Origin of the sequence: Kaistella sp. PBT33-4 (assembly GCF_029194425.1) — a bacterium.
Lineage (GTDB): Bacteria > Bacteroidota > Bacteroidia > Flavobacteriales > Weeksellaceae > Marnyiella.
On sequence record NZ_JARFYL010000001.1, the window covers coordinates 495,072 to 515,686 of the forward strand.

The following is a 20,615-nucleotide window of genomic DNA, read 5'->3' on the forward strand; positions in this document are numbered from 1 at the left end:
TGCTGAAACATAGGGGCAAAATTTAAGCAGCAGAGTTAAAAGTATTAACATTTCAGGCCGCTTTTTAACACTTTTTAACAACCGCTGTTAAATCCCTACAGATAGGAGCTGGCAGGTTTTATTAACAAAATTTTAAGATAGTATTATTATAGTTTAACACTGCTGTTCTTGCAGGTTTCAGTTTCGGTTTACCTTTGCCCCATCAAAACCAATAAAACCCTCAAAATGATGAAAAGATTAGTTCTCGTAATCATAATGATGATTTCAGCTCTTGGCCTTTATTCTTTCAAGAATGATACCAATGATAACGATGAGGTGAAAACAAGTTATGCGTCGTACTACCACGACAAGTTCAACGGACGGAAAACCGCCAGCGGTGAGAAGTTCAACAATTCAAAAATGACAGCGGCGCACCGCACGCTTCCTTTCGGAACTAAAGTAAAAGTTACCAATTTGCGCACAGATCAAAGCGTAGTTGTAGTAATTAATGACAGAGGCCCTTTTACAGCTTCACGCGCCCTGGATCTTTCCAAAGCTGCATTTGATGAAATCGGAGACCTGAACCGCGGTACGATGCCTATAGAATACGAAATACTTGATTAAATAATTGAAATCACGTAAGAAGCCAACCCATCCGGGTTGGCTTTTTTATTTCAATGATCTGTCGCCTTAATTATGACCTGTAGTTCATCAGAGCTTCGTAAAAGGCTTCTTCCATTATTCCGGTGTGCTGACAAAGTATGCGGACCCCTTCCAGATGGTCAAGTACCGAAGGGTCACTTACCGCAACCGGCAGCGGTCCAAGGTCTGTAGTTACTACCGCGGAGCCTTGTGTTAAGGTATAGGAACTTGCAGGGTATGGTATCTGGCGGCAGAAAACAGCCGGCGCTTCGGTTTTGTCCGGCGTTTCAATGGCTTCCGGAAAGATATAGATACCACCGGCTACCAGGTGGTCCAAAACCGTATTTACGGGCTGGGGTAAGGTTTGCAGTACTATATTCGGACTGTAGCCCGAAGCGGACTCCGGGTCGTCGGATATCAAAAGGGCAAAATCGTTTGAGGATGTTGGTGCTGATTCGGGTGTTATCAGGTCCATCTCACGGCCTAGAAAATTGAGGATATAGGTGTAAAGCGTGCCTGCGCCTTTTCCAAGTATCAGAATCCGGGTTTTGTCTTTGTAATCTTCCCACATATTACCTGGCAACAGTTCCATTGGTTTTAGACGCAATAAGCGCTTCAAAAGCCTTCACTACCTGGTTCCACCTGTGCTGGTCGGCCGGCATAATGAAACTTGCATCGGATTTACTGGCCGCATTGGCACCTTTTTTCACCACGATGGAGGTAGTGATGTTGTCATACAGTTTTTTACGGTCTTCCTGAATCATCCGGAAATTACTGGCCGCCAGGGCATCTTCCAAAACCTGTATTTCAGCAGCGGACAGTTTATAATCTTTTCTGACCTTCCTGCCCTGACCTTCAAAGGAGTAATGGGCGTCGGTACCTTTGATCAGGAAATTCTCATATACGGGAGCAAAGCCACCGCTGCGCGAATAACTGTAATCAAAATCGGAATATTTTTTATGGGCGTTACATGAAGTAACAAGCAGCAGTACAAGAATTGGAATTAGCTGTCTGAGTTTATTCATTGCGGTTGATTTATTTCGTTACCGGACTTTTTTCGTGCCTTCAGCTCCTCTTCATACTGATGCAGCAGATTGAACTCCTCTGTCTGCTCAATAGCGGTCATTATCTTTTCCAGGATTCGCTGTGCATTATCGTTGTCATAATCTATTTCCAACGGTGGCTTAAACTCCAGTGTAGGTTTTACACCCGTCACTTTAATACGGAGTCCTTTTTTGTCAAACGCTCTTCTGAAGCCGTTTATTTTAATAGGGATAACAATTGGCCTCTGATTTTTTACCAGTTTGGCTGTTCCCCGACGGCCCTGCGCGAATGCTGAGGTCGTACCCTGCGGAAAGGTGATTACCCAACCGTTATCCAGTGCCTTCATTATATTGTCCACTTCCTTCAGGTCCACATGGCGGTTTACGTTGCGTCCTTCGGCACGCCAGGTCCTCTTCACGGTGATGGCACCTGCCATCCGGAAAATCCGGGCCAGAATTCCCGATTTCATTGTTTCTTCGGCCGCAACGTAGTAGAAATCCACCTTGGGGTTAAGCAGATAAACCGGATTTTTAATGGTGTTGTGAAACCCGTTATTTACCGCGCAGAATACATGGTACATGGCTGCGACATCGGCAAAATAAGTCTGATGGTTGGAAACAAAAAGCACATTGCTGTCCGGAAGTGTGGCCAGATGCTCTGTGCCGGTGATTTTTAATTTGTTGAAACCGTTGAAACGGCGGTACGAAATCATTCCTACGATAAAGACGATCAGTCTTTTAATAATATACAGATTGCCAAAGGCATCAGTGAAAATATTTTTCTTCGCCATTATCACTAAACATAATCTGCGAATTTACAACTTTTTCAGCAATGTGCTGAATTCGCTCAGGATCATAGAGGTTGCGCCCCAAATCATGTAGCCATTAAAAGAAATTACAGGAACTTCCACACCATTTGAGCCTGGCAAAACCGCCATAGCCGGCTGCTCACTGAGGCTCAGTAATGATGACACCGGAAATTCAATAAGTTCCACCGCTTCAGTTTCCTGAAGTACGAAGGTAGGATTTTTACGGGTGTAAGAGATAAACGGGCGCACATAGAAGTTGCTGGGTGGGATGTAGATTGGTGAAAGTTCCCGGATGGTTCGCAGATAATGCTGCTCTATACCCATTTCTTCTGAGGTCTCCCGTCTGGCGGTATGTTCAAAATCACGGTCGGTCTCTTCTTTTTTGCCGCCGGGCAGTGATATCTGGCCACTGTGGCGGTCGCGTTCGTTTTTACTTCGTACGATAAGCGGAAAAAACCACTCGTTATTTTTCAGGTACAGCACAATATTCACTGCCGCAAATTTTGGTGCCCGGTTCATTATTTCTTCGTAGGAAAATAAAGGTCTGTAGGGCGGCGAGTACACAGCATGTGCGTTCTCGCCTTCCAGTTCGGCCTGCTGAATTTTCAGTACGAGGTCTCTTGCATATATTCCCATGTTTACAAATTTAAGAAATTGACAGTGATTTAGGATGCAGATGCAGAGGTTAGATGTCAGACATCAGATTTCAGACTGTTGCAGGAAGGTTAAAGGGTTAGAAAGTTAAAAGGTTAGAGCCAGGATTAGGTTAAGGTTTAGGTTAAGGTTAAGTTTGAGGTTAAGTTTGAGGTTAAGGTGGAGGTTAAAAGGATAGGAGGCTGCAAGGTTGGAGGGTCCAGTACAGGGATTGAGACAAAAATAGCGTGAAGCGTGCTTATAGCTTATTGCCGATAGCTGATAGGCAAAATTAAGGTTAAGGTTGAGGTTGAGGTTGAGAGATCGGAGTTTAGAAGGTTTTAAAAAGACCAGTCAAAATAATCCAAAATCCAGAATCCAAAATTCAACATTTAAGATTCACAATTAATTTCAGCTCCGTGCTCTCTGAACCGTCTCTGTGCTCTCTGTGGTTTCTGAGCACGAACCAGGAGCCAGGAGTAAAGATTTCAGACTTCAATTTGGAAGAGAAAAAAGAAGAAAGAACAAAGAGAAAAGATGGGTCCGGTCGTTTGTACCCCCAACTTTCTAACCCTCTAACTTTCCAACTCAGTAACTCCAAATAAAAAATCTCCCGCGCATACGGGAGACTAAGTTGTGAAAATGATCAGTTTTGCTTTACTGTATCAGTTGGAGTAGCTCATGAGCTCTTCCTTGTTTGCATTGATCAGTTTATATTCGAGGTATTTGAATGAATCACGCGGAATAATGGTTACCCATTTTTTGTATTTCAGGTACCATTTGGTTTGTATGCTCATCAGGCCTTTGGTAAGGTAGGCCTCTACAAACGGATGCACGTGCAGGAAAATCTTTCCTTTTTCGGTTTGCATCAGTGTCCGAATCATCTCCTCCATACGTTCCACCACCACTATGGGTGCCAGAATTTCGCCGGCGGCATTTGGATTCTCCTCTTTGGTCTCGATCTGGTTTTCGGGCCGGGTTCTTTGCCTGGTCATCTGTATAAGGCCAAATTTGCTGGGCGGCAGTATTTTGTGCCTGGCTTTATCGCGGCTCATTTCATTTTTCAGATGCTCAAAAAGTTCGCGGCGATGGTCGGCATTCACCATATCGATGAAATCCACCACAATTATTCCACCCATGTCGCGCAGGCGGAGTTGGCGGGCTATCTCCGTAGCTGCCAACCGGTTTACATGCAGCGCGTGTTCGCGGTTGCCTGCCGCCCCGGAGCTGATGTTATTCCCGGAGTTTACATCAATAACATGCAGAGCTTCGGTATGTTCAATAACGAGGTAAGCCCCTTTGGACGAAGGAATGTTTACGTGTTTACCAAAGCTTTGCTTCAGTTGCTTCTCCACGTTATAATATTCCATCAGTGGAGTGGGTTTGTCATAAAACTGTACAATGTTCTTCCTTTCGGGAGCAATAACTTCCAGGTAGGCTTTCATTTCGGTAACCATTTCCTCGTCATCGCAGATGATGGACACAAAATCAGAGTTGAAATTGTCCCGGAGGATGGCCGCGGCTTTTCCCTCTTCGCTCAGAATCTTGCTCGGTACCTTATTCTTCTGGATGTTCCGGAATGTGTTTTCCCATTTTTGAACCAGCTGGTTCATATCGTTGTGGAGTTCGGCCACTTTCTTTCCTTCGGCTACGGTGCGTATAATGACACCAAAACCTTCCGGTTTAATACTTTCAATAAGTGTCCGGAGGCGGTCGCGCTCTTCGGCACTTTCAATTTTTTTGGAAATGGAAACACTTTTGTCAAAAGGGATCAGGACCAGGAAACGGCCTGTGAGGGAAATCTGGGTGGAAATTCGCGGTCCCTTGGTAGAGATAGGTTCTTTGGTAATCTGCAGGATGACACTGTCGTCCTTGCTCAGAACTTTATCTACAACACCATTTTTATTGATCTCCGGCTGAATCTCGAAATTCTTGAGCGAGGAATCCTGCTGCTTACGTGCAAGGGTGTCTTTCAGGAACTTTTTGTAGGTCAGGTATTGTGGACCCAGGTCCTGATAATGCAGAAAAGCATCTTTGTCATAACCGATGCTTACGAAGGCTGCATTGAGGTTGGGAGCCAGTTTCTTCACCTTGCCAATAAAAAGATCGCCTACCACAAAGTCGCTTTTGTCCTCCTCTTCGTGGAGTTCAAACAGACGCCCATCTTCCAGCAGGGCTATTTTAGAGCGCCCGCCTTCATGTGATATTATCAGTTCTTTCTTCATTTCATAGCTACTTGTATTTCGTTAAACAAAAAACCGTTTTACCATACCCGGTAATACGTATGTATACGGATTGTGAGCGAAAAGTTCGTACGGGCAGTTAGGGAAAAGGGTTGTAAAACAAAAATATAGCTGGTGAACGTTTATAAAAATAAAAACACCAACTATATCCTATATTATTTAGCAGAAAAGCTTATTTCTTCTTCTTGTGTCTGTTAGCTCTTCTTCTTTTCTTCCTTTTGTGTGTGGCTACCTTGTGTCTTTTTCTTTTTTTTCCGCTTGGCATATTGAATAAATTTTAAATATTATTACTCTTTTAGTTATTGTTTACAGCTACTTTGGTTTTTACCTTTTCTGTGAAAGTCTTGGATGGCTTAAAAGCAGGGATATTATGAGCGGGAATTTCAATTGCCGTGTTCTTGGATATGTTTCTTCCCGTTTTTGCAGCTCTGGTCTTGATGATGAAAGAACCGAAACCTCTTAAATATACATTGTCTCCTTTGTACATTGCACTTCTGATCTCGTGCATGAAAGCTTCTACAACTTTCTGAGTCTCACCTTTCTCTGTCCCCAATTTAGTTGAGATGGTATTTACCAATTCTGCCTTTGTCATTTTCTTTTTTTCTTTTTAATTTTGGTGTGCAAATATAAAACTAATTTTTGAAAAACTACAAAGAAAACGCTGATTTTCTTTACCTTGGTAAGGCGCTGGTGGCCTGGTTCCACATTCACGGACGCGATTTGCCATTCAGAAAAACCAGTGATCCCTATAAGGTCTGGATCTGCGAAATTATCTTTCAGCAAACACGCATTCAGCAGGGTTTAAATCATTACTATAAGTTCACCGAACGTTTTCCCGATGTGCGTACTCTTGCCGAGGCCGAAGCGGACGAGGTAATGCTTTACTGGAAAGGCTTGGGATACTACTCCCGGGCGCTGAATTTGCAGAAAGCTGCCCGGCAGATTATGGCGGATTTTGGAGGCGTTTTCCCCAGTCAGTACCAAGATATACTGTCCTTATCCGGAGTGGGCCCATATACCGCGGCTGCAGTGTCCAGTATTTGCTTCGGAATGCATATCCCGGCGGTTGACGGTAATTTTTACAGGGTATTGTCCAGAGTCTTTGCAGACGGGACTGATATTTCACACAGCAGCTCCTTTACCTACTTTTCGGAACTTGCTTTAAGGGTGATGCCCCCGGGTGAAGCCGGAACTTTTAATGAAGCCGTAATGGACCTGGGTTCAGAAATATGCCGTCCACGAAATCCGCTTTGTGATCAATGTCCGCTGCAGAGGGACTGCCGCGCGTTCCAGCTTGGCCGTATTGCGGATTTTCCTGTGAGGAAAAAGAAGACTGTTGTAAAAGAGCTTAAGCTTAAGTACTATTTCGTAAGGTTTGGAAATGAAATTCTTATCCGTCGGCGCTCCGAAGATCATATATGGAAAAAGCTTTACGAATTTCCGGACGAACTTCCAACGAACTACAGGCCGGTTGTAATGGAAGCCAATACCGTCTATCATAAACTTTCACACCGTAACCTAAGTATTGATTTTGTGGATGTATTCCCTGAAAACCGAAAGGAGTTTGAGGAATTAGCTTCTACGGGTGGCTATCAGATCGTCTCCCTGCAGGGCAGTTTACTGTACTCCTTTCCTAAGCCCCTGGAGAATTATATTGGATTGCAGGCAGGCAGAGCCCTGTCATAGTGTGCGACCTGAATTTCTTAAAGGCCGAAACTTCCGGATTACATATAAAATAGGTATTTTTGCGAAATGTTTAAAAAACTCATTCTCATTTTATTAACCGGTTTCCTGTTTTCATGCGGGAAAGATTCAGTGCCGAAGCCTAAAGGAGACCTTCGTCTGGAGTATCCGGAACCTAAATATGTTAAGTTTACACAACCCTGTCCGTTTACTTTTGAATATTCAGACTTTTCTGTAATAACAGATGCCAAGAAGCAGAGGAGTTGCTGGTATTATATCAATTATAACGGAATGAAGGGTAAGGTTTTCCTTACCTACTATCCAATCAAAGACGACTTTGAAGCACATGTAAAAGAATCTGAGAAAATGGTGTATGAACATACCGTGAAGGCAAGTTCCATTGAAACCAAGTCTTTTCAGTACCCCGAGAAAAGGGTTTTCGGTAATTTTTATGAGCTGAAAGGACAGAGTGCCTCCAATCTTCAGTTCTATATTACAGACAGTACCCGGCATTTCGTAACCGCTTACCTGTATTTCAATTCACGCCCAAAACCGGATTCTCTGGCGCCTGCGGTTGATTATGTAAAACGCGATATGCTGCATCTTATCGATACCTTTGAATGGAAATAACAAATTCCCCAACTTACCTAAAAAAATAAATCAAGAGATAATGAAATTACTCGTAGTAGGCAGCGTAGCTTTTGACGCTATAGAAACTCCATTCGGAAAAACAGATAAAATCCTGGGTGGTGCCGCCACTTATATTGGTCTGGCAGCCTCTTTAATGAATGTAAAATCCGGCATTGTTTCCGTAGTGGGAGGCGACTTTCCCGATGAGTATATGAACCTGCTGAAATCACGCGGCGTAAACACCGACGGTATTGAAATGATTGAAAGCGGTAAAACCTTTTTCTGGAGCGGTAAATATCATAATGACCTTAATTCCCGCGACACTCTGGTAACGGAAGTGAACGTGCTGGAGAATTTTGACCCTAAAATACCGGCCTCTATGGAAGATTCCGAGGTTCTGCTGCTGGGTAACCTGCATCCGGGTGTACAGCTGTCTGTGCTTGAAAAGATGAAGAACAGGCCAAAACTGGTAATCCTGGATACGATGAATTTCTGGATGGATTCGGCAATGGATGTCCTGACGCAGATGATTGCAAAAACCGATGTAATCACGATTAACGATGAAGAAGCCAGGCAGCTTTCAGGAGAATATTCGCTGGTGAAGGCCGCCAAGAAAATCCACGCTATGGGTCCGGCGTTCGTGATCATCAAGAAAGGAGAGCACGGCGCCCTGCTTTTCCATGAGGGACGTATCTTCGCTATCCCGGCCATGCCGCTGGAGGAAGTGTTTGATCCGACCGGTGCGGGCGACACCTTTGCGGGCGGATTTGCTTCTTATCTTGTTAAGAAAGGTAAGTTTGATTTTGAAACCATGAAATCAGCTCTGATCGCGGGATCGGCGCTGGCTTCTTTCACGGTTGAGAAATTTGGCACCGAAAGACTGAAGGAAATCACCGAAGCCGAACTGGGTGAAAGGATTCAGCAGTTTAAGGAACTCACAACTTTTGAAGCGGAGGTTTAAATATTAAGAAATTATTATAACTAAAAGTTAAGCATAATTGAACCAGAGTTCTAAATTTGCAGACTCATTATTTACGACTTATGACAAACAAAATAAATTTTTCCCTGTTTCTGGGGATTTTCTTTACTTTTTTATCGGCTTCTGCTTCCGCACAGCTGGAGAAAGGTAAACTCGTAGACGGTATCGCAGCTGTGATCGGTAACGAAATCATACTGGAATCGGATATTGACGAGCAGATGAACTATGCCGCGCAGCAGGGAAGTGCCGCCGCAAATAAATGCCAGGTGATGGAGAGTATCATCAACAACAAGATTGTTGTTTACGAAGCAAAAAGGGATACCCTTATTGAAAACCGCAGCGCTGCGATAAAGGAGAATGCCGGTTTGAAATATAATCAGATCCTGGGGCAGTTTCCGGACGAAAAGACAATGCTTGCTGCCTACAAATTCCGGACAGCCTATGAAATGAAGACGGCGATCGAGAAGATAGACAGTGACCAGTACTACGGTCAGGCAAAGTACCAGAGGATTACTGAAAAGGCTGATGTAACGCCAAACGAAGTTACGGACTTTTATAATACCTATAGACTGCAGCTTCCCGAGGTAAAGGATGAGGTAACTCTGGCTCAGATCAGCATTTATCCCAAACTTACAGAAGCTCACAAAGAAGAAATCATCAACAGGCTTAAGAAGATTAAGCAGGAGATCCTGAACGGTGAAAGCTTCGACAGCCAGGCCAGAATATATTCTGAAGATCCGGGTTCCGCACCAAATGGCGGTCTTATGAAGAATATTTCCAAAGGACAGATGGTAAAACCCTTTGAAGCCGCAGCCTTAAACCTGCAGGAAGGTGAAATTTCGGATCCTGTAGAATCGGAGTTCGGTTATCATATCATTAAACTGGAGCGAAGAGCCGGAAAAATCTATGATGCGAGACATATTCTGATTGCTGCCACCCCAACAGCAGAAGAGATAGAGGCAGCCCGTAAGGAACTGGATGCCATCAAGACCTCTATTGAGGAGGGTAAGATGACCTTCAAAGATGCGGCATTCAAGTATTCGGACGATAAGCGGACCAAATTCAACGCCGGTGTTCTTACAGACAATAACGGGTCCGACCGTATGGAAAGGCTTTCGCTATCACCAACGCTGGGTTATCAGATCGCAGGACTTAACAAAGGCGACATCACCGATGTTTTTGAAGATGAACTGAACCGCCGCAAAGCTGTGAGCATCGTGAAAATTGAGGAAGTGATTCCTGCCCATCAGCTTACCATCGAAACCGATTACGACCGTATCAAGCAACTGGCTTTAAACAGAAAGCGTAATGAAATGGTAGATAAATGGATTAAGCAGAGATTGCCCAATATCTTTATCTCCATTGATAACCGTTATGCGGAATGCAGCTTCCAGCCGGAACTTCAGAAATCAGTACTGACAAAATAATAAAGGTCTCCGAAATTTTTTCGGAGATTTTTTTTGTTAAGACGGGGCAACGGTCAGGGGAGGCTGGACTTCTTTAAACCGTATATTTCCTTTATTTTTGCTGCATGAGCAATTTTATTGATTTCGGCGTTGCCGACAAGATGTATCAGAAATCACAAAACCGGGTTTCAGCACTTTTCAATATTAAATACCCTATCGTTCAGGGCGGTATGATCTGGCATTCCGGCTGGCGTCTGGCCTCAGCGGTCTCCAACTGTGGCGGTCTGGGGCTTATAGGTGCCGGCAGTATGTATCCGGATGTGCTGCGTGAGCATATCCAAAAATGCAAAGCCGCTACAGACAAGCCTTTCGGCGTTAACGTGCCTATGCTCTATCCGAATCTGGATGAGGTGATCAGCATTATTCTGGAGGAAGGAGTGAAGATCATCTTCACCTCGGCCGGAAATCCGAAAACCTACACAGAAACGCTTAAGAAAGAAGGTCTGAAAGTCGCGCATGTAGTGTCATCCACCAAATTTGCACTAAAGTGCCAGGAGGCTGGTGTAGATGCTGTAGTGGCTGAAGGATTTGAAGCCGGGGGTCACAACGGCCGCGATGAGACTACTACATTCTGCCTTATCCCCAATGTTCGCAAACATATTGATATACCTCTGATAGCTGCCGGGGGAATAGGGCTGGGCACGCAAATGAAAGCAGCCATGATTTTGGGTGCAGACGGGGTGCAGATCGGCTCCAGGTTTGCCGCCACACAGGAAGCCAGTGGACATGAGTTATGGAAGGAGCAAATCACTTCCTTAAACGAAGGTGACACCCAGCTGACCCTAAAAGAACTTGCGCCTGTACGTTTGGTTAAAAATAAGTTCTTCCGGGACATTGAAAAACTTTATGACAGTGGCAGAAATCCTGAGGTGCTGGTGACGGCTCTGGGCAGGGCGCGGGCAAAGCGAGGTATGTTTGAAGGCGACCTGGAAGAGGGTGAGCTTGAAATTGGACAGGTATCTGCCCTTATTGAAGAAGTGTTGCCGGTAGCAGAAGTTTTTGAGCAACTGCTGAAAGAGTTTGAAGCTGCAGGGAATCCGTCACTATGGGAACAATTTTAAATGGATAAAACCTGCCATGATCGTAGGCAGGTTTTTAGTTTGTATGGCGCATTTTCTAAAAAAAAACTAATGGTGCGGCAATTGTCCGAAACGTATCTTATCAGTTCTGCTCCAGCGCATTCTTCATATCACCGTAGCCGCCACCGTTATAGACATTAGTCATGCCCTGTGATTTGAAATAGTCTACAGCCTTACCACTGCGGTTTCCGCTTCTGCAGAAGAAGATGATGTTTCCGTTCAGATTGGTTACCTCCTGTTTGCGCTCTTCCAGCTCGCCCAGGGGTATGTTGCGGGCATCTTCTATTTTGCCGTCCATCTCCAGTTCCATAGGTTCGCGCACATCAATAAGGTGGTAGTCGCCGGAGCCTAAAATTTCGTTTATTGAATCCATTGTAAGAGTTTTAAACTGTTTGTCTACTCACAAATGTAGCAAATTATGTTAAATTTGCCTTCCCATGTACTCCTCAAAACAAGAAAAACTTTCATTGCTCATCAAATCCAAGGCAAAATCCTTCGGATTTCAGGGCTGCGGCATCTCACACGCCGGATTTCTGGAGGAAGATGCGCGACCCCTGGAAGACTGGCTGAATAAGGATTATCATGGTGAAATGCGTTATATGGAGAACCATTTCGACAAAAGACTGGACCCGCGACTTTTGGTGCCTGGTGCAAAATCGGTCATATCACTTTCTTATAATTATTTTCCGGCGGAGACCCTTCCCAGCCTGGATAACTTCAATATTTCGAAATATGCGTACGGGCAGGATTACCATGAGATCATTAAAGGAATTTTGGTGGAAATGGTAGCCGAACTCCGCGATGAGATCGGCGGTTTTGACTGCCGGGTGTTTACCGATTCGGCACCAGTGCTGGAGCGAAGCTGGGCCAGGAAGTCCGGCATTGGCTGGGTAGGGAAAAATGCCAACCTGATTACCAAACAAAGCGGTTCATTCTATTTCCTGGCAGAAATTATCTGCGATTTGGACCTGGCCGCAGATCAGCCCACGACTGACCATTGCGGCACCTGCAGGAAATGCATCGATGCCTGTCCTACAGATGCGATCGTTTCGGAGAAAATCATTGACGGCAGTAAATGTATCTCTTATGCGACCATTGAACTTAAAGAAGCCATTCCGGAACACTTCCGCGACCGTATGCAGGACTGGATGTTTGGCTGTGATATCTGCCAGGACGTGTGCCCCTGGAACCGGTTTTCGGCGCCGCACACGCAGGAGAAATTCCGGCCAAATGAAAAACTTAAGCATTTTACAAAGGAAGACTGGCAGGAGCTGGACCAGGAACTTTTTTCAGAAGTTTTCCGTAAATCACCGGTCAAAAGGACCAAGTTTGCGGGTTTGAAAAGGAATATCTCTTTTTTGAGTGGGGTGAGAACGATAGAAGGTTAAAAGGTTAGGAGGTTAGGAGGTTAGAAGGTTAGGAGGTTTGGAAGTTAGAAGGTTAGAAGGTTAGAAAGTTAGGAATTTACAAGAGTAGCCGGCGGCTTCGTCATTATTCTTTTCTCTTTGTTCTTTGTTCTTTCCTCTCTTTTCTCTACTCTGAAAAGCCTTAGATTGGTAAATTATTACAAAGTCTGAAATCTGAAATCTGAAATCTTAATTCCGGACCTAAAGACCATAAAGCCGTAAATTTTGTTAAATTGCTGAATTGTTATTGAAACACAGTCAGATGTTTGATGTCTGATGTCTGAAATCTGAATTCTAAAATCCCGACTCTGTCCTTATAATGAAAAAAATCTTATTCACCATACTTAAAATTATCGGCTCCATTGTCGCCGTTGTGCTTGTTTATGTTGTTCTTGCATTAGCGTTACCTCTGATTCCTGTGGCTGCCGATGATGTGTCGGAACCAAAGACAGTGGAGGTATTCCTGCTGACCAACGGAGTGCATACCGATATTGTGGTACCGGTGACCAACCAATATATGGACTGGCGCACTGAAATACCTGTCGGCGATACTAAAGCAGGTTCCGGCAACTTTAAATATCTGTCCGTGGGTTGGGGCGACAAAGGTTTTTATCTGGATACACCCACCTGGGCTGAACTGAAGGTTTCAACTGCATTGAAGGCAGCGTTTTGGCTCAGCGAGTCGGCTATGCACTGTACTTTCTATAACAAAATGGTGGTAGGGAAGGATTGTAAGCGTATCCTGCTTACTGAAACGCAGTACAGGAAGCTTGTTGGTTTTATCCAAAATAAGTTTGACCGTGACCCAAACGGAAAACCGATTCTCATCAGGACCGATGCGGTTTATGGCAGTAATGATGCTTTCTACGATGCAACAGGAAGTTACAGTTTTCTGGATACCTGTAATACCTGGACCAACAGAGGGCTTAAAATTGCCGGACAAAAGGCGGCCTTGTGGACGGCTTCAGATTTCGGTATCTTCTACCATTATGAATGAAACCAGGCCGGGAAGCAAATCAAGTACTATAGATTTTTTAATCTCATAGTCAGTTCCAAATGATCCTTCACAACTATGGTGCCACCCATTTTGGTAGGCGGTACAATTCCAAAGTCACTGAAACGGACGGTTTCATTTCCGGTCAGGACGTTTTTGTTCTCAAAGAAGGTAACGGTGTAGAAGCGTTTCCGGTTTAATATCTTCACTTCCACAATGGCACTGTAGTAACTGTTTGCGTTTTTTTTGAATTCAATAAACCGTACGGTAAAATGCGGATGCTGCTCGGCATTTAAAATTTTACGGAAGTCGTTGGTCATCATCTTATTCCTGCAGTCAAAGTCCTGTACCTTCAGCTGCAGTACCGGAAGCCGCGCCTCTGAGCTGAAACTGCCAGCCGGTTTGGCAATGTTGGAATTGGTACATTTAAAAGTATTCACGTTGGTCTTTCCCAGGATTTCCACCGTGTTTTCCTGAGCCGGTACCAGGCTGTAAATCAGGAGCAGAATAAGGATTACCGTATTTTTCATCACTTTAAAGGTATAAAAAAGGGACAAATTAATGTCCCTTCACTGAAATTGAATTTAATATTAGAAACCAATGGTTGCTTCAACCATCACTCCTTTGAATTCGCCGCCTCTAAGAGCGCTTGTTGCACCCCAAACCGGGCTGTCGTTGTAATTTTGCTGTACATATTCCACTTTTGCCAGAATGTTCTTGGTCATAAAGTAGCCTGCACCCAGGTTGAACCTGTCAATCTTTCTTTCGTCGGAAACCTCGTCGTCTTTACCGCTGATGGTGTTATAACGTCCACCTACGTAGAACTGTTCTTTCCCGCCAAATCTGTAAAGTAACTCCGCCGCCAGTTGGGTATAGTCGCCGTCAGTAGGTCTCATATTCATACCACTTGCTTTGTTGCCGGTTACATATTCGTAAGCGCCGAAGAACTCAAGGCCCTGGTATTTTACGAAGGGGTTCACCTGTACCGCTTTCATTTTCTTGAAACCGGGGTTGAAGCGTCCTGTTGCGTAATTATTGGTTCCCATAAGGTCGTTTTGGGTAAGGAGGACGTAATAGTATCTGGATCCCGCGCGGTCTGAACTGTAAAGGTAACCTCCAGTACTCAGTCCGTTTGTCTGGATGAAGGATCCTGTAAGCCTTACGCGCAGGTCAGTATTGATTTGCTTGTCCCATCCAATCTTCGCATAGACTGACGGTGAGTTATAATTGGTTCCTTTTACAGCTGTTTGGTTCAGTTTGCCGTTGGATACACCAAGCATACCGATGAAGTTGTTATAAAAAAGGTAACCTTCACCAAATGCTTCGGTAGAGAAATTGTCCATAATGAAGTTCCCTACGAACGGGTTGTTGATGGCTTCGGCATTATCCGTCCTTCTGAAATGATAGTCACCGTAGTTTATCTCGTCCATACCTACTTTAACACGAGCATGCTTCATAATGTTCGCCGCAAAACCTTCGGAGATAAAATCCAGATCATCCACCTGCAGGTATCCTCCTTTTACCCAGGCTTCGTTATGGTGCCTTGCAGAAAGGTAGGTTCTAAGATGCATTTTAATCCCTTTTCCCAAATAAGCATTGATGTCAAGGTTGGCTGTTGGCAGGTTGAAGTCGCTTCCCATCACCTGAAGTGTATTCGGAACCGCTGTGGTACCCACATTACCCAATGAGGGTGCTTTAGTGCTGTGGTCCAGAGACTGGAACTGAAGTGCAAAATCGCCGCCTACAGAAACCTTCACGCCGTCATAGGCCGGTGAAACTCCTTTTGGGTCTTCAAATACGTTACGCTGAGCTTTTTCCGGTGCCAGATAATCACGCATTGAGGTGTTGGTATCTTCCTGAGCGAATAACGCTCCGCTTGACATGAGTAAAGCCAATACTGATGTTTTTAAAACTGAAGTTCTCATTTCTTTGGTATTTTAATGTTTATTAATTGATTAGTTGGCGGTGATGTTTACAGTTACTGTAATTGCATCGCCGGTTTTTACGCCCATAAACCCGGGTCTTTCCATTCCAAAATCGGACAGGTTCATTTTTTCGGTACCAGTAATGCTGTAAGAAGCACCATTCTTAACCACTGTTACAGGAATTGATGCATTCTTGGTTACCCCTGCAATGGTCATCTTGCCGGTTACGGTTCCCTTACCGATATTCATCGATGTGGCAGTGAAAGTGATATTGGGATGTTTGGCTGCCTGCAGGGCGTCGTATGCCTTATTGTCCATCATCTTCCCTTTTGTACTTTTCAGATTTTTTGCGGGCATCACAAACTTTACGTTGGTGATCGCAGTTCCGCTTACTGTTCCGCTAAAGGTAGCTGCATTTGAGGTCATCGTCCAGTCATGCATAGGTGAGGTTCCGTCTACACTAACTTTAGTACTTTTTCCTGTTATGGCCTGCGCGTTTGCTAAACCTGTGAAAAGTCCGAAGGCCAGGACAAGAATCTTGAATGTTGCTGAATTTCTCATGATTTCTATATTAAATTGTTATTTCCTATCTCAATTTTCTTATACAAATGTAGCAGGAATTTTTTGGATTTAATAATATATAGCTACTAATTTTACATGATTAATGTCAAATAGTCTTAATAAATTATTAAAAGAACAATCATATCTGGTAAGTATTATTCATATGGTGAATTTGTTTACCGGTTTAAATTATTTCTTTAAAAGATTATTGCAAATAATGTATAATTAATAAACATGACGGATGTCATTATGAGCAAAATCAGCCAAAAGCTTTAATGATTCTCAAAAAATATGTCTATTATAAGAATAAAAGAAATTCATGCTGGTCGCATTGGAGCGGAAATCATTTGAAGATCAGGCATAAAAAAAGCAACCTGAAAACAGATTGCTTTTTTGTACCCAGCGCCGGAATCGAACCGGCACACCTTGCGGTACTAGAGTTTGAGTCTAGCGCGTCTACCAATTCCGCCAGCTGGGCATCAATTGGGTGTGCAAATATAGGATAAAAATTAAATTCTTAAAATATAATAGCAGCATTTTGTTTTAAAATTCCAATACCAAACCATCATAAGCTAAACTGATACCTTCGGGCAACGACGCTTCTTCAATCTCATGCAGTCCAAACATATGGCTGATGTGCGTCAGGTACAGTTTCCGCGGCCTCAGTTCGGCGTAGAGTTCTATGATGTCTTCCAGTATGAAATGGGCAGGATGAGCGTGCGTTTTACGGATGCAGTTCAGGATAAGGTAATCCAGCGCGGTGAGTTTTACTTTTTCCTCCGGGCTGATAAAGCTGGCGTCTGTAATGTAGGCAAGATTCTTCATCTTAAATCCCAGAATCTCCAGCTCATGATGCAGTACCCGGACGGTCGTGATGTTGGTATCAAATAAATGAAAATCAGCGTCAATTTCATGCAGGTCAAAAGAGGGTGCGCCAGGATATTTTATTTCAGCAAAAGCATAGGGAAACCTCGTCTTCACTTCCTTCGCCACACGTGGCTGACAAAAAAGCGGCATGTCCTTCCGGCTTTTGAAGATGAGGGGACGTACATCGTCCAGGCCGATCACATGGTCATTGTGTTCATGTGTCAGGAGGATGGCATCCAGGTGATCTTCATTATTTTGCAACATCTGCTGTCTGAAGTCGGGACCGCAGTCTATCAGTATTTTCCCACCGCTTTCCGTGGTGATCATGGCTGAGGACCGGAAACGCAAATCTTTTGGGTTGGCCGAACGGCAAACCGCGCAGGTGCATCCGATTACCGGGACACCCTGCGAGGTGCCCGTGCCTAAAAATTTCAGTGTCATCATATTGAACTTGGCGCTAAGGCACAAATGTAAAGAAAAAGCAGTTTGAATTATCCGGTTAATTTATCCCTTCCTAACTACTGAATATAAATAATCAAGCATCTTTTTAGTATATATTTTTTGATTTTCTGCCAGATCTTCCCCGGACTTCCCCGTAATTTTTTTGGAGAGCACCACTTTCCCATGGGCTGCAATGGCGATATAGGCAAAACATGAATCAATGCCTTCTTCCGGTACTTTGCGGGCGTAGCCGGTAATGGCTGCACCCAGTTCTGCATTGAATCCGGACGCCACCGCGAGCGCCATCTGCTCTGCTATCTCTTTGGAAACGGCGTTACATGCCTCAGCAGCTATTGGATTTACCTGCAGATGTATCGCTTTCTGAGCGCTGTTGTAGGCTGTGATACCGCCCTGAAAAAATCCCATGGCATTGTCTGCCTGCGAAATAACATTCTGGATAAGACCTGCGGTACAGCTTTCTGCTACTGCCAGTGTTAACTTGTTTTTTAACATATGATCAGCAAGTTGGGCAAGGTTCTTGTTGTCAATTAGGTCGTTTTCCATACGAAAAGCAAATAATAAGTTTTAACGGAAATGGCTGGTTTCGCTGGATGCGATTGCGAAAGTCATAAACAAATATAATTCCAAATGAAAAGAGACGGTCATAACGAAAGCCTTTGGGTGAATGGGCTCTACATCCACGAAAATTCACCTGCAGAAAATAATCATTATGATGTTGTGATTGTTGGTGCCGGAATCACCGGACTAACGCTGGCAACCGAACTTCAGCAGCGGGGCAAAAACTGCCTGGTACTTGAGCAGCATAATATTGGCTTCGGAACTACGGGTGGCACCACGGCACATATCAATAATTTCCTGGATGAATCCTATGACCGTATCATCAGCAAATTTGGTGAAGCCCGTGCCCAGACTGTGGCAGATAATGCCGGCCGTGTATCCGCAACTATAAAAGAAAACATTGACCGATTCGGTATTGAGTGCGAATATGAGGAGTGCAGTTTCTATCTTTTCAGTGCCGAAAAAAAACAGGACCGTCAACTGGATCAGATTGCTAAAGCGCATGATGCCTTGGAAATCCCAACCAGTGAAGTAGATGAGATTCCGTTCAGTGTGTCTTTCCGGAAAGCGCTTGAAATTAAAGGGCAGGCACAGTTTCACCCGTTAAAATATATCGCCGGGCTTGCAAAGGTTTTTGAGGGAATGGGAGGTAGGTTACTTACGGGTGCTCACGTCAGTCAACACACTTCGGATGACGGCTCCGTAAAGGTGCTGACCAATGCAGGAACCTTTACAGCTGCGGATTTGGTTTGGGCTACACATATACCACCCGGAATTAACCGCTTCAATGCACTTTGTGCACCATACAGAAGCTATGCACTTGCAGCTAAACTGACTTATGAGGTGTCATCGTTTGCCCAGGCGGCTGATCTTTATGACCCTTATCATTATATGCGGTATCACAAAATCGGGCATGATTTCTATTTGATTGTCGGAGGTTTCGACCACAAGACAGGACATGAAGCCGATACTCAAAAACCTATGGAAGATCTTATTGCGTATACCAAAGAGCACTTCCGGGTAACCGAGATTTCCAAAACCTGGTCATCTCAATTTTATGCACCCTCGGACGGGTTGCCCTATATAGGGAAGATGCCGGGCACCGACCATGAATATGTGGCCACCGGTTATAATGGAAATGGTATGACCTGGGGAACGCTGGCGGGTAACATTCTCGCTGACCTGGTCATGGAGAAAGAAAATGAACTCGCGGATATTGTTTCGCCATCCCGCATTGAAATCGCAGCGAGTGCGAAGGAATTTGTTAAGGAAAACGTGGATGCTGTATTCCACCTTATCAAAGATCAGTTCAGCAGCGATAAAAAAGCCGAACTGGATAGCATTGAGAAAGGGGATGGCCATATAATAGATTATAACGGTAAGAAAGTAGCTGCCTACCGTGATGAACTGGGTGCTCTTACCCTTCTTGATGCACATTGTCCGCACATGGGTTGTGTGGTGAAGTTTAACAAAACGGAAAAGAGTTGGGACTGTCCGTGTCACGGATCACGGTTCGGAACTGATGGTACAGTCTTAACAATTCCTGCTCAGGAAAATTTGAAACAACTATAACCTGAACTATGGATAATTCAGAAATCAGAACGCCACGTGGTATGTGTGCCACCATACCGGGGGAGAGCACGACCATTAATCATAACCTGGGAACCACCGATATTATTGTCGCTCTGTATAATCCGGCTACCGGCAACGAACTGAACAGCGGAATAACCATTGTAGACGAGAATTCGGTTCGGATTACAACGGCCAGCGGAGCACCGGAACAGATTCGGGTGGTCATAATGGGTTTTTGATTTATGGAAAACATAATTTTGAATGACGGATATTCATTACCGCTGATCGGTTTTGGAACCTATAAAACTGAAGATACGCTAATGTCAGTCCAAGCTGCTATTGAATCCGGCTACAGACTTATAGATACCGCTTCCATATATGGAAATGAAAAGGAAGTGGGAGAGGCTGTAAAGCGGACCACAGTACCCAGGCAGCATCTTTATATCACTTCAAAAGTTTGGCGTACCGACCTGGGTTATGATGCCACCAGAAAGGCTTTTAGAAATACTTTGAAACGGTTGTCATTGGAGTATCTTGATCTTTACCTGATTCACTGGCCTGCGAATTCAAAAAACTATAAAGACTGGGTAAAAGTAAATGCTGAAACCTGGCGTGCAATGGAAGAGCTGCAGGATGAGGGACTTATCCGATCCATCGGTGTCAGTAATTTCTGGCCGGAGCATCTGGAAGAATTGTTAAATACCGCCACAGTGCCACCGGCTGTGAACCAGATTGAGTATCATCCCGGTTACCAGCAAACTACGGTAGTGGATTATTGTCAACGCCACAATATTGCGCTTCAGGCGTGGTCGCCACTGGCAAGAGGACGGTTTCAGGATCATCCATTGTTAAATGAAATTGCGGGGAGACATGGCAAAACTGTATCCCAGATCATTTTAAGGTGGACCGTTCAGCAAGGTCTCCTGCCGCTTCCAAAATCTTCACGACCGCAGCGTATTAAAGAGAATATCGACATTTTTGATTTTGAACTTTCAAGGGATGAAATGTCCGCTGTTACAAATATGCAGCCACAAGGGTTTAGTGGAGAAAGACCCGATATCTGGCCGGACCGCATTAACTAAAA

At 44.4% G+C, this 20,615-nt stretch carries 23 protein-coding genes and 1 tRNA gene; 11 read left to right on the top strand and 13 right to left on the bottom strand.

Annotated features, from left to right (window positions below):
- The first annotated feature begins 225 nt into the window (after positions 1-225).
- Positions 226-603 (top strand): septal ring lytic transglycosylase RlpA family protein, encoded by a 378-nt coding sequence (locus tag P0M11_RS02295; RefSeq protein WP_158064623.1) that lies wholly within the window; start codon positions 226-228, stop codon positions 601-603.
- 70 nt (positions 604-673) lie between these two features.
- Here the strand turns inward: P0M11_RS02295 and P0M11_RS02300 are convergent, their stop codons facing one another.
- From P0M11_RS02300 to P0M11_RS02325, 6 genes are all read right to left on the bottom strand, one after another.
- Positions 674-1,213: a hypothetical protein gene (locus tag P0M11_RS02300; protein WP_275624269.1), complete on the bottom strand. Its 540-nt coding sequence runs from the start codon at positions 1,211-1,213 to the stop codon at positions 674-676.
- Positions 1,194-1,646 carry a hypothetical protein gene (locus P0M11_RS02305; protein ID WP_275624270.1) on the bottom strand — a complete coding sequence of 151 codons (453 nt, stop codon included), beginning with the start codon at positions 1,644-1,646 and terminating at the stop codon, positions 1,194-1,196. The genes P0M11_RS02300 and P0M11_RS02305 overlap by 20 nt, the downstream gene beginning before the upstream one ends.
- The gene (locus P0M11_RS02310) at positions 1,643-2,455 is read right to left on the bottom strand and encodes a lysophospholipid acyltransferase family protein (RefSeq protein WP_158064620.1); all 813 of its coding nucleotides are present in this window, start codon (positions 2,453-2,455) and stop codon (positions 1,643-1,645) included. The genes P0M11_RS02305 and P0M11_RS02310 overlap by 4 nt, the downstream gene beginning before the upstream one ends.
- Before the next feature lie 24 nt (positions 2,456-2,479).
- Positions 2,480-3,109, bottom strand: coding sequence for a CoA pyrophosphatase (locus P0M11_RS02315; RefSeq protein WP_275624271.1), 630 nt, complete (start codon positions 3,107-3,109; stop codon positions 2,480-2,482).
- Positions 3,110-3,771: 662 nt separating this feature from the next.
- Positions 3,772-5,331 (bottom strand): ribonuclease E/G, encoded by a 1,560-nt coding sequence (locus P0M11_RS02320; protein ID WP_275624272.1) that lies wholly within the window; start codon positions 5,329-5,331, stop codon positions 3,772-3,774.
- Positions 5,332-5,644: 313 nt separating this feature from the next.
- Positions 5,645-5,941, bottom strand: coding sequence for an HU family DNA-binding protein (locus P0M11_RS02325; protein ID WP_158064617.1), 297 nt, complete (start codon positions 5,939-5,941; stop codon positions 5,645-5,647).
- A gap of 47 nt (positions 5,942-5,988) precedes the next feature.
- On the opposite strand from P0M11_RS02325, the gene mutY reads away from it, so the two are divergent.
- The 5 genes from mutY to P0M11_RS02350 all read left to right on the top strand — a co-directional run bounded on the left by mutY (position 5,989) and on the right by P0M11_RS02350 (position 11,168).
- Entirely contained in the window at positions 5,989-7,035 is a 1,047-nt protein-coding gene (mutY, locus tag P0M11_RS02330) for an A/G-specific adenine glycosylase (RefSeq protein ID WP_275624273.1), read from the top strand.
- A 66-nt stretch (positions 7,036-7,101) separates the two neighbouring features.
- A complete protein-coding gene (gene gldD, locus P0M11_RS02335; RefSeq protein ID WP_275624274.1) occupies positions 7,102-7,662 on the top strand; it encodes a gliding motility lipoprotein GldD in 561 nt (186 codons plus the stop codon).
- A gap of 40 nt (positions 7,663-7,702) precedes the next feature.
- Positions 7,703-8,623 (top strand): PfkB family carbohydrate kinase, encoded by a 921-nt coding sequence (locus P0M11_RS02340; RefSeq protein WP_275624275.1) that lies wholly within the window; start codon positions 7,703-7,705, stop codon positions 8,621-8,623.
- Positions 8,624-8,703: 80 nt separating this feature from the next.
- The gene (locus tag P0M11_RS02345; RefSeq protein ID WP_275624276.1) at positions 8,704-10,068 is read left to right on the top strand and encodes a peptidylprolyl isomerase; all 1,365 of its coding nucleotides are present in this window, start codon (positions 8,704-8,706) and stop codon (positions 10,066-10,068) included.
- A 104-nt stretch (positions 10,069-10,172) separates the two neighbouring features.
- Entirely contained in the window at positions 10,173-11,168 is a 996-nt protein-coding gene (locus tag P0M11_RS02350; protein WP_275624277.1) for a nitronate monooxygenase, read from the top strand.
- Positions 11,169-11,268: 100 nt separating this feature from the next.
- On the opposite strand, the gene P0M11_RS02355 is transcribed toward P0M11_RS02350, so the two are convergent.
- Entirely contained in the window at positions 11,269-11,559 is a 291-nt protein-coding gene (locus P0M11_RS02355; RefSeq protein WP_275624278.1) for a rhodanese-like domain-containing protein, read from the bottom strand.
- 64 nt (positions 11,560-11,623) lie between these two features.
- Between P0M11_RS02355 and queG the strand changes: the two genes are divergently transcribed.
- A complete protein-coding gene (gene queG / locus P0M11_RS02360; protein ID WP_275624279.1) occupies positions 11,624-12,574 on the top strand; it encodes a tRNA epoxyqueuosine(34) reductase QueG in 951 nt (316 codons plus the stop codon).
- A gap of 337 nt (positions 12,575-12,911) precedes the next feature.
- Positions 12,912-13,589 carry a TIGR02117 family protein gene (locus P0M11_RS02365; protein WP_275624280.1) on the top strand — a complete coding sequence of 226 codons (678 nt, stop codon included), beginning with the start codon at positions 12,912-12,914 and terminating at the stop codon, positions 13,587-13,589.
- 26 nt (positions 13,590-13,615) lie between these two features.
- On the opposite strand, the gene P0M11_RS02370 is transcribed toward P0M11_RS02365, so the two are convergent.
- From P0M11_RS02370 to P0M11_RS02395, 6 genes are all read right to left on the bottom strand, one after another.
- Positions 13,616-14,116, bottom strand: coding sequence for a YceI family protein (locus P0M11_RS02370; RefSeq protein ID WP_275624281.1), 501 nt, complete (start codon positions 14,114-14,116; stop codon positions 13,616-13,618).
- A 60-nt stretch (positions 14,117-14,176) separates the two neighbouring features.
- Positions 14,177-15,511: a hypothetical protein gene (locus tag P0M11_RS02375; RefSeq protein WP_275624282.1), complete on the bottom strand. Its 1,335-nt coding sequence runs from the start codon at positions 15,509-15,511 to the stop codon at positions 14,177-14,179.
- 30 nt (positions 15,512-15,541) lie between these two features.
- Positions 15,542-16,072 (bottom strand): YceI family protein, encoded by a 531-nt coding sequence (locus tag P0M11_RS02380; protein ID WP_275624283.1) that lies wholly within the window; start codon positions 16,070-16,072, stop codon positions 15,542-15,544.
- A 396-nt stretch (positions 16,073-16,468) separates the two neighbouring features.
- Positions 16,469-16,550, bottom strand: a tRNA-Leu gene (locus P0M11_RS02385).
- Positions 16,551-16,615: 65 nt separating this feature from the next.
- Positions 16,616-17,380 carry an MBL fold metallo-hydrolase gene (locus P0M11_RS02390; protein WP_275624389.1) on the bottom strand — a complete coding sequence of 255 codons (765 nt, stop codon included), beginning with the start codon at positions 17,378-17,380 and terminating at the stop codon, positions 16,616-16,618.
- 63 nt (positions 17,381-17,443) lie between these two features.
- Complete coding sequence (locus P0M11_RS02395; protein ID WP_275624284.1) at positions 17,444-17,944, bottom strand: nicotinamide-nucleotide amidohydrolase family protein; 501 nt, start codon at positions 17,942-17,944, stop codon at positions 17,444-17,446.
- 84 nt (positions 17,945-18,028) lie between these two features.
- Between P0M11_RS02395 and P0M11_RS02400 the strand changes: the two genes are divergently transcribed.
- From P0M11_RS02400 to P0M11_RS02410, 3 genes are read left to right on the top strand one after another with little or no spacing between them, the layout of a single operon-like run.
- Positions 18,029-19,531 carry an FAD-dependent oxidoreductase gene (locus P0M11_RS02400; RefSeq protein WP_275624285.1) on the top strand — a complete coding sequence of 501 codons (1,503 nt, stop codon included), beginning with the start codon at positions 18,029-18,031 and terminating at the stop codon, positions 19,529-19,531.
- 8 nt (positions 19,532-19,539) lie between these two features.
- A complete protein-coding gene (locus P0M11_RS02405; RefSeq protein WP_275624286.1) occupies positions 19,540-19,770 on the top strand; it encodes a hypothetical protein in 231 nt (76 codons plus the stop codon).
- A 3-nt stretch (positions 19,771-19,773) separates the two neighbouring features.
- Positions 19,774-20,613 carry an aldo/keto reductase gene (locus tag P0M11_RS02410; protein WP_275624287.1) on the top strand — a complete coding sequence of 280 codons (840 nt, stop codon included), beginning with the start codon at positions 19,774-19,776 and terminating at the stop codon, positions 20,611-20,613.
- Positions 20,614-20,615 lie beyond the last annotated feature (2 nt).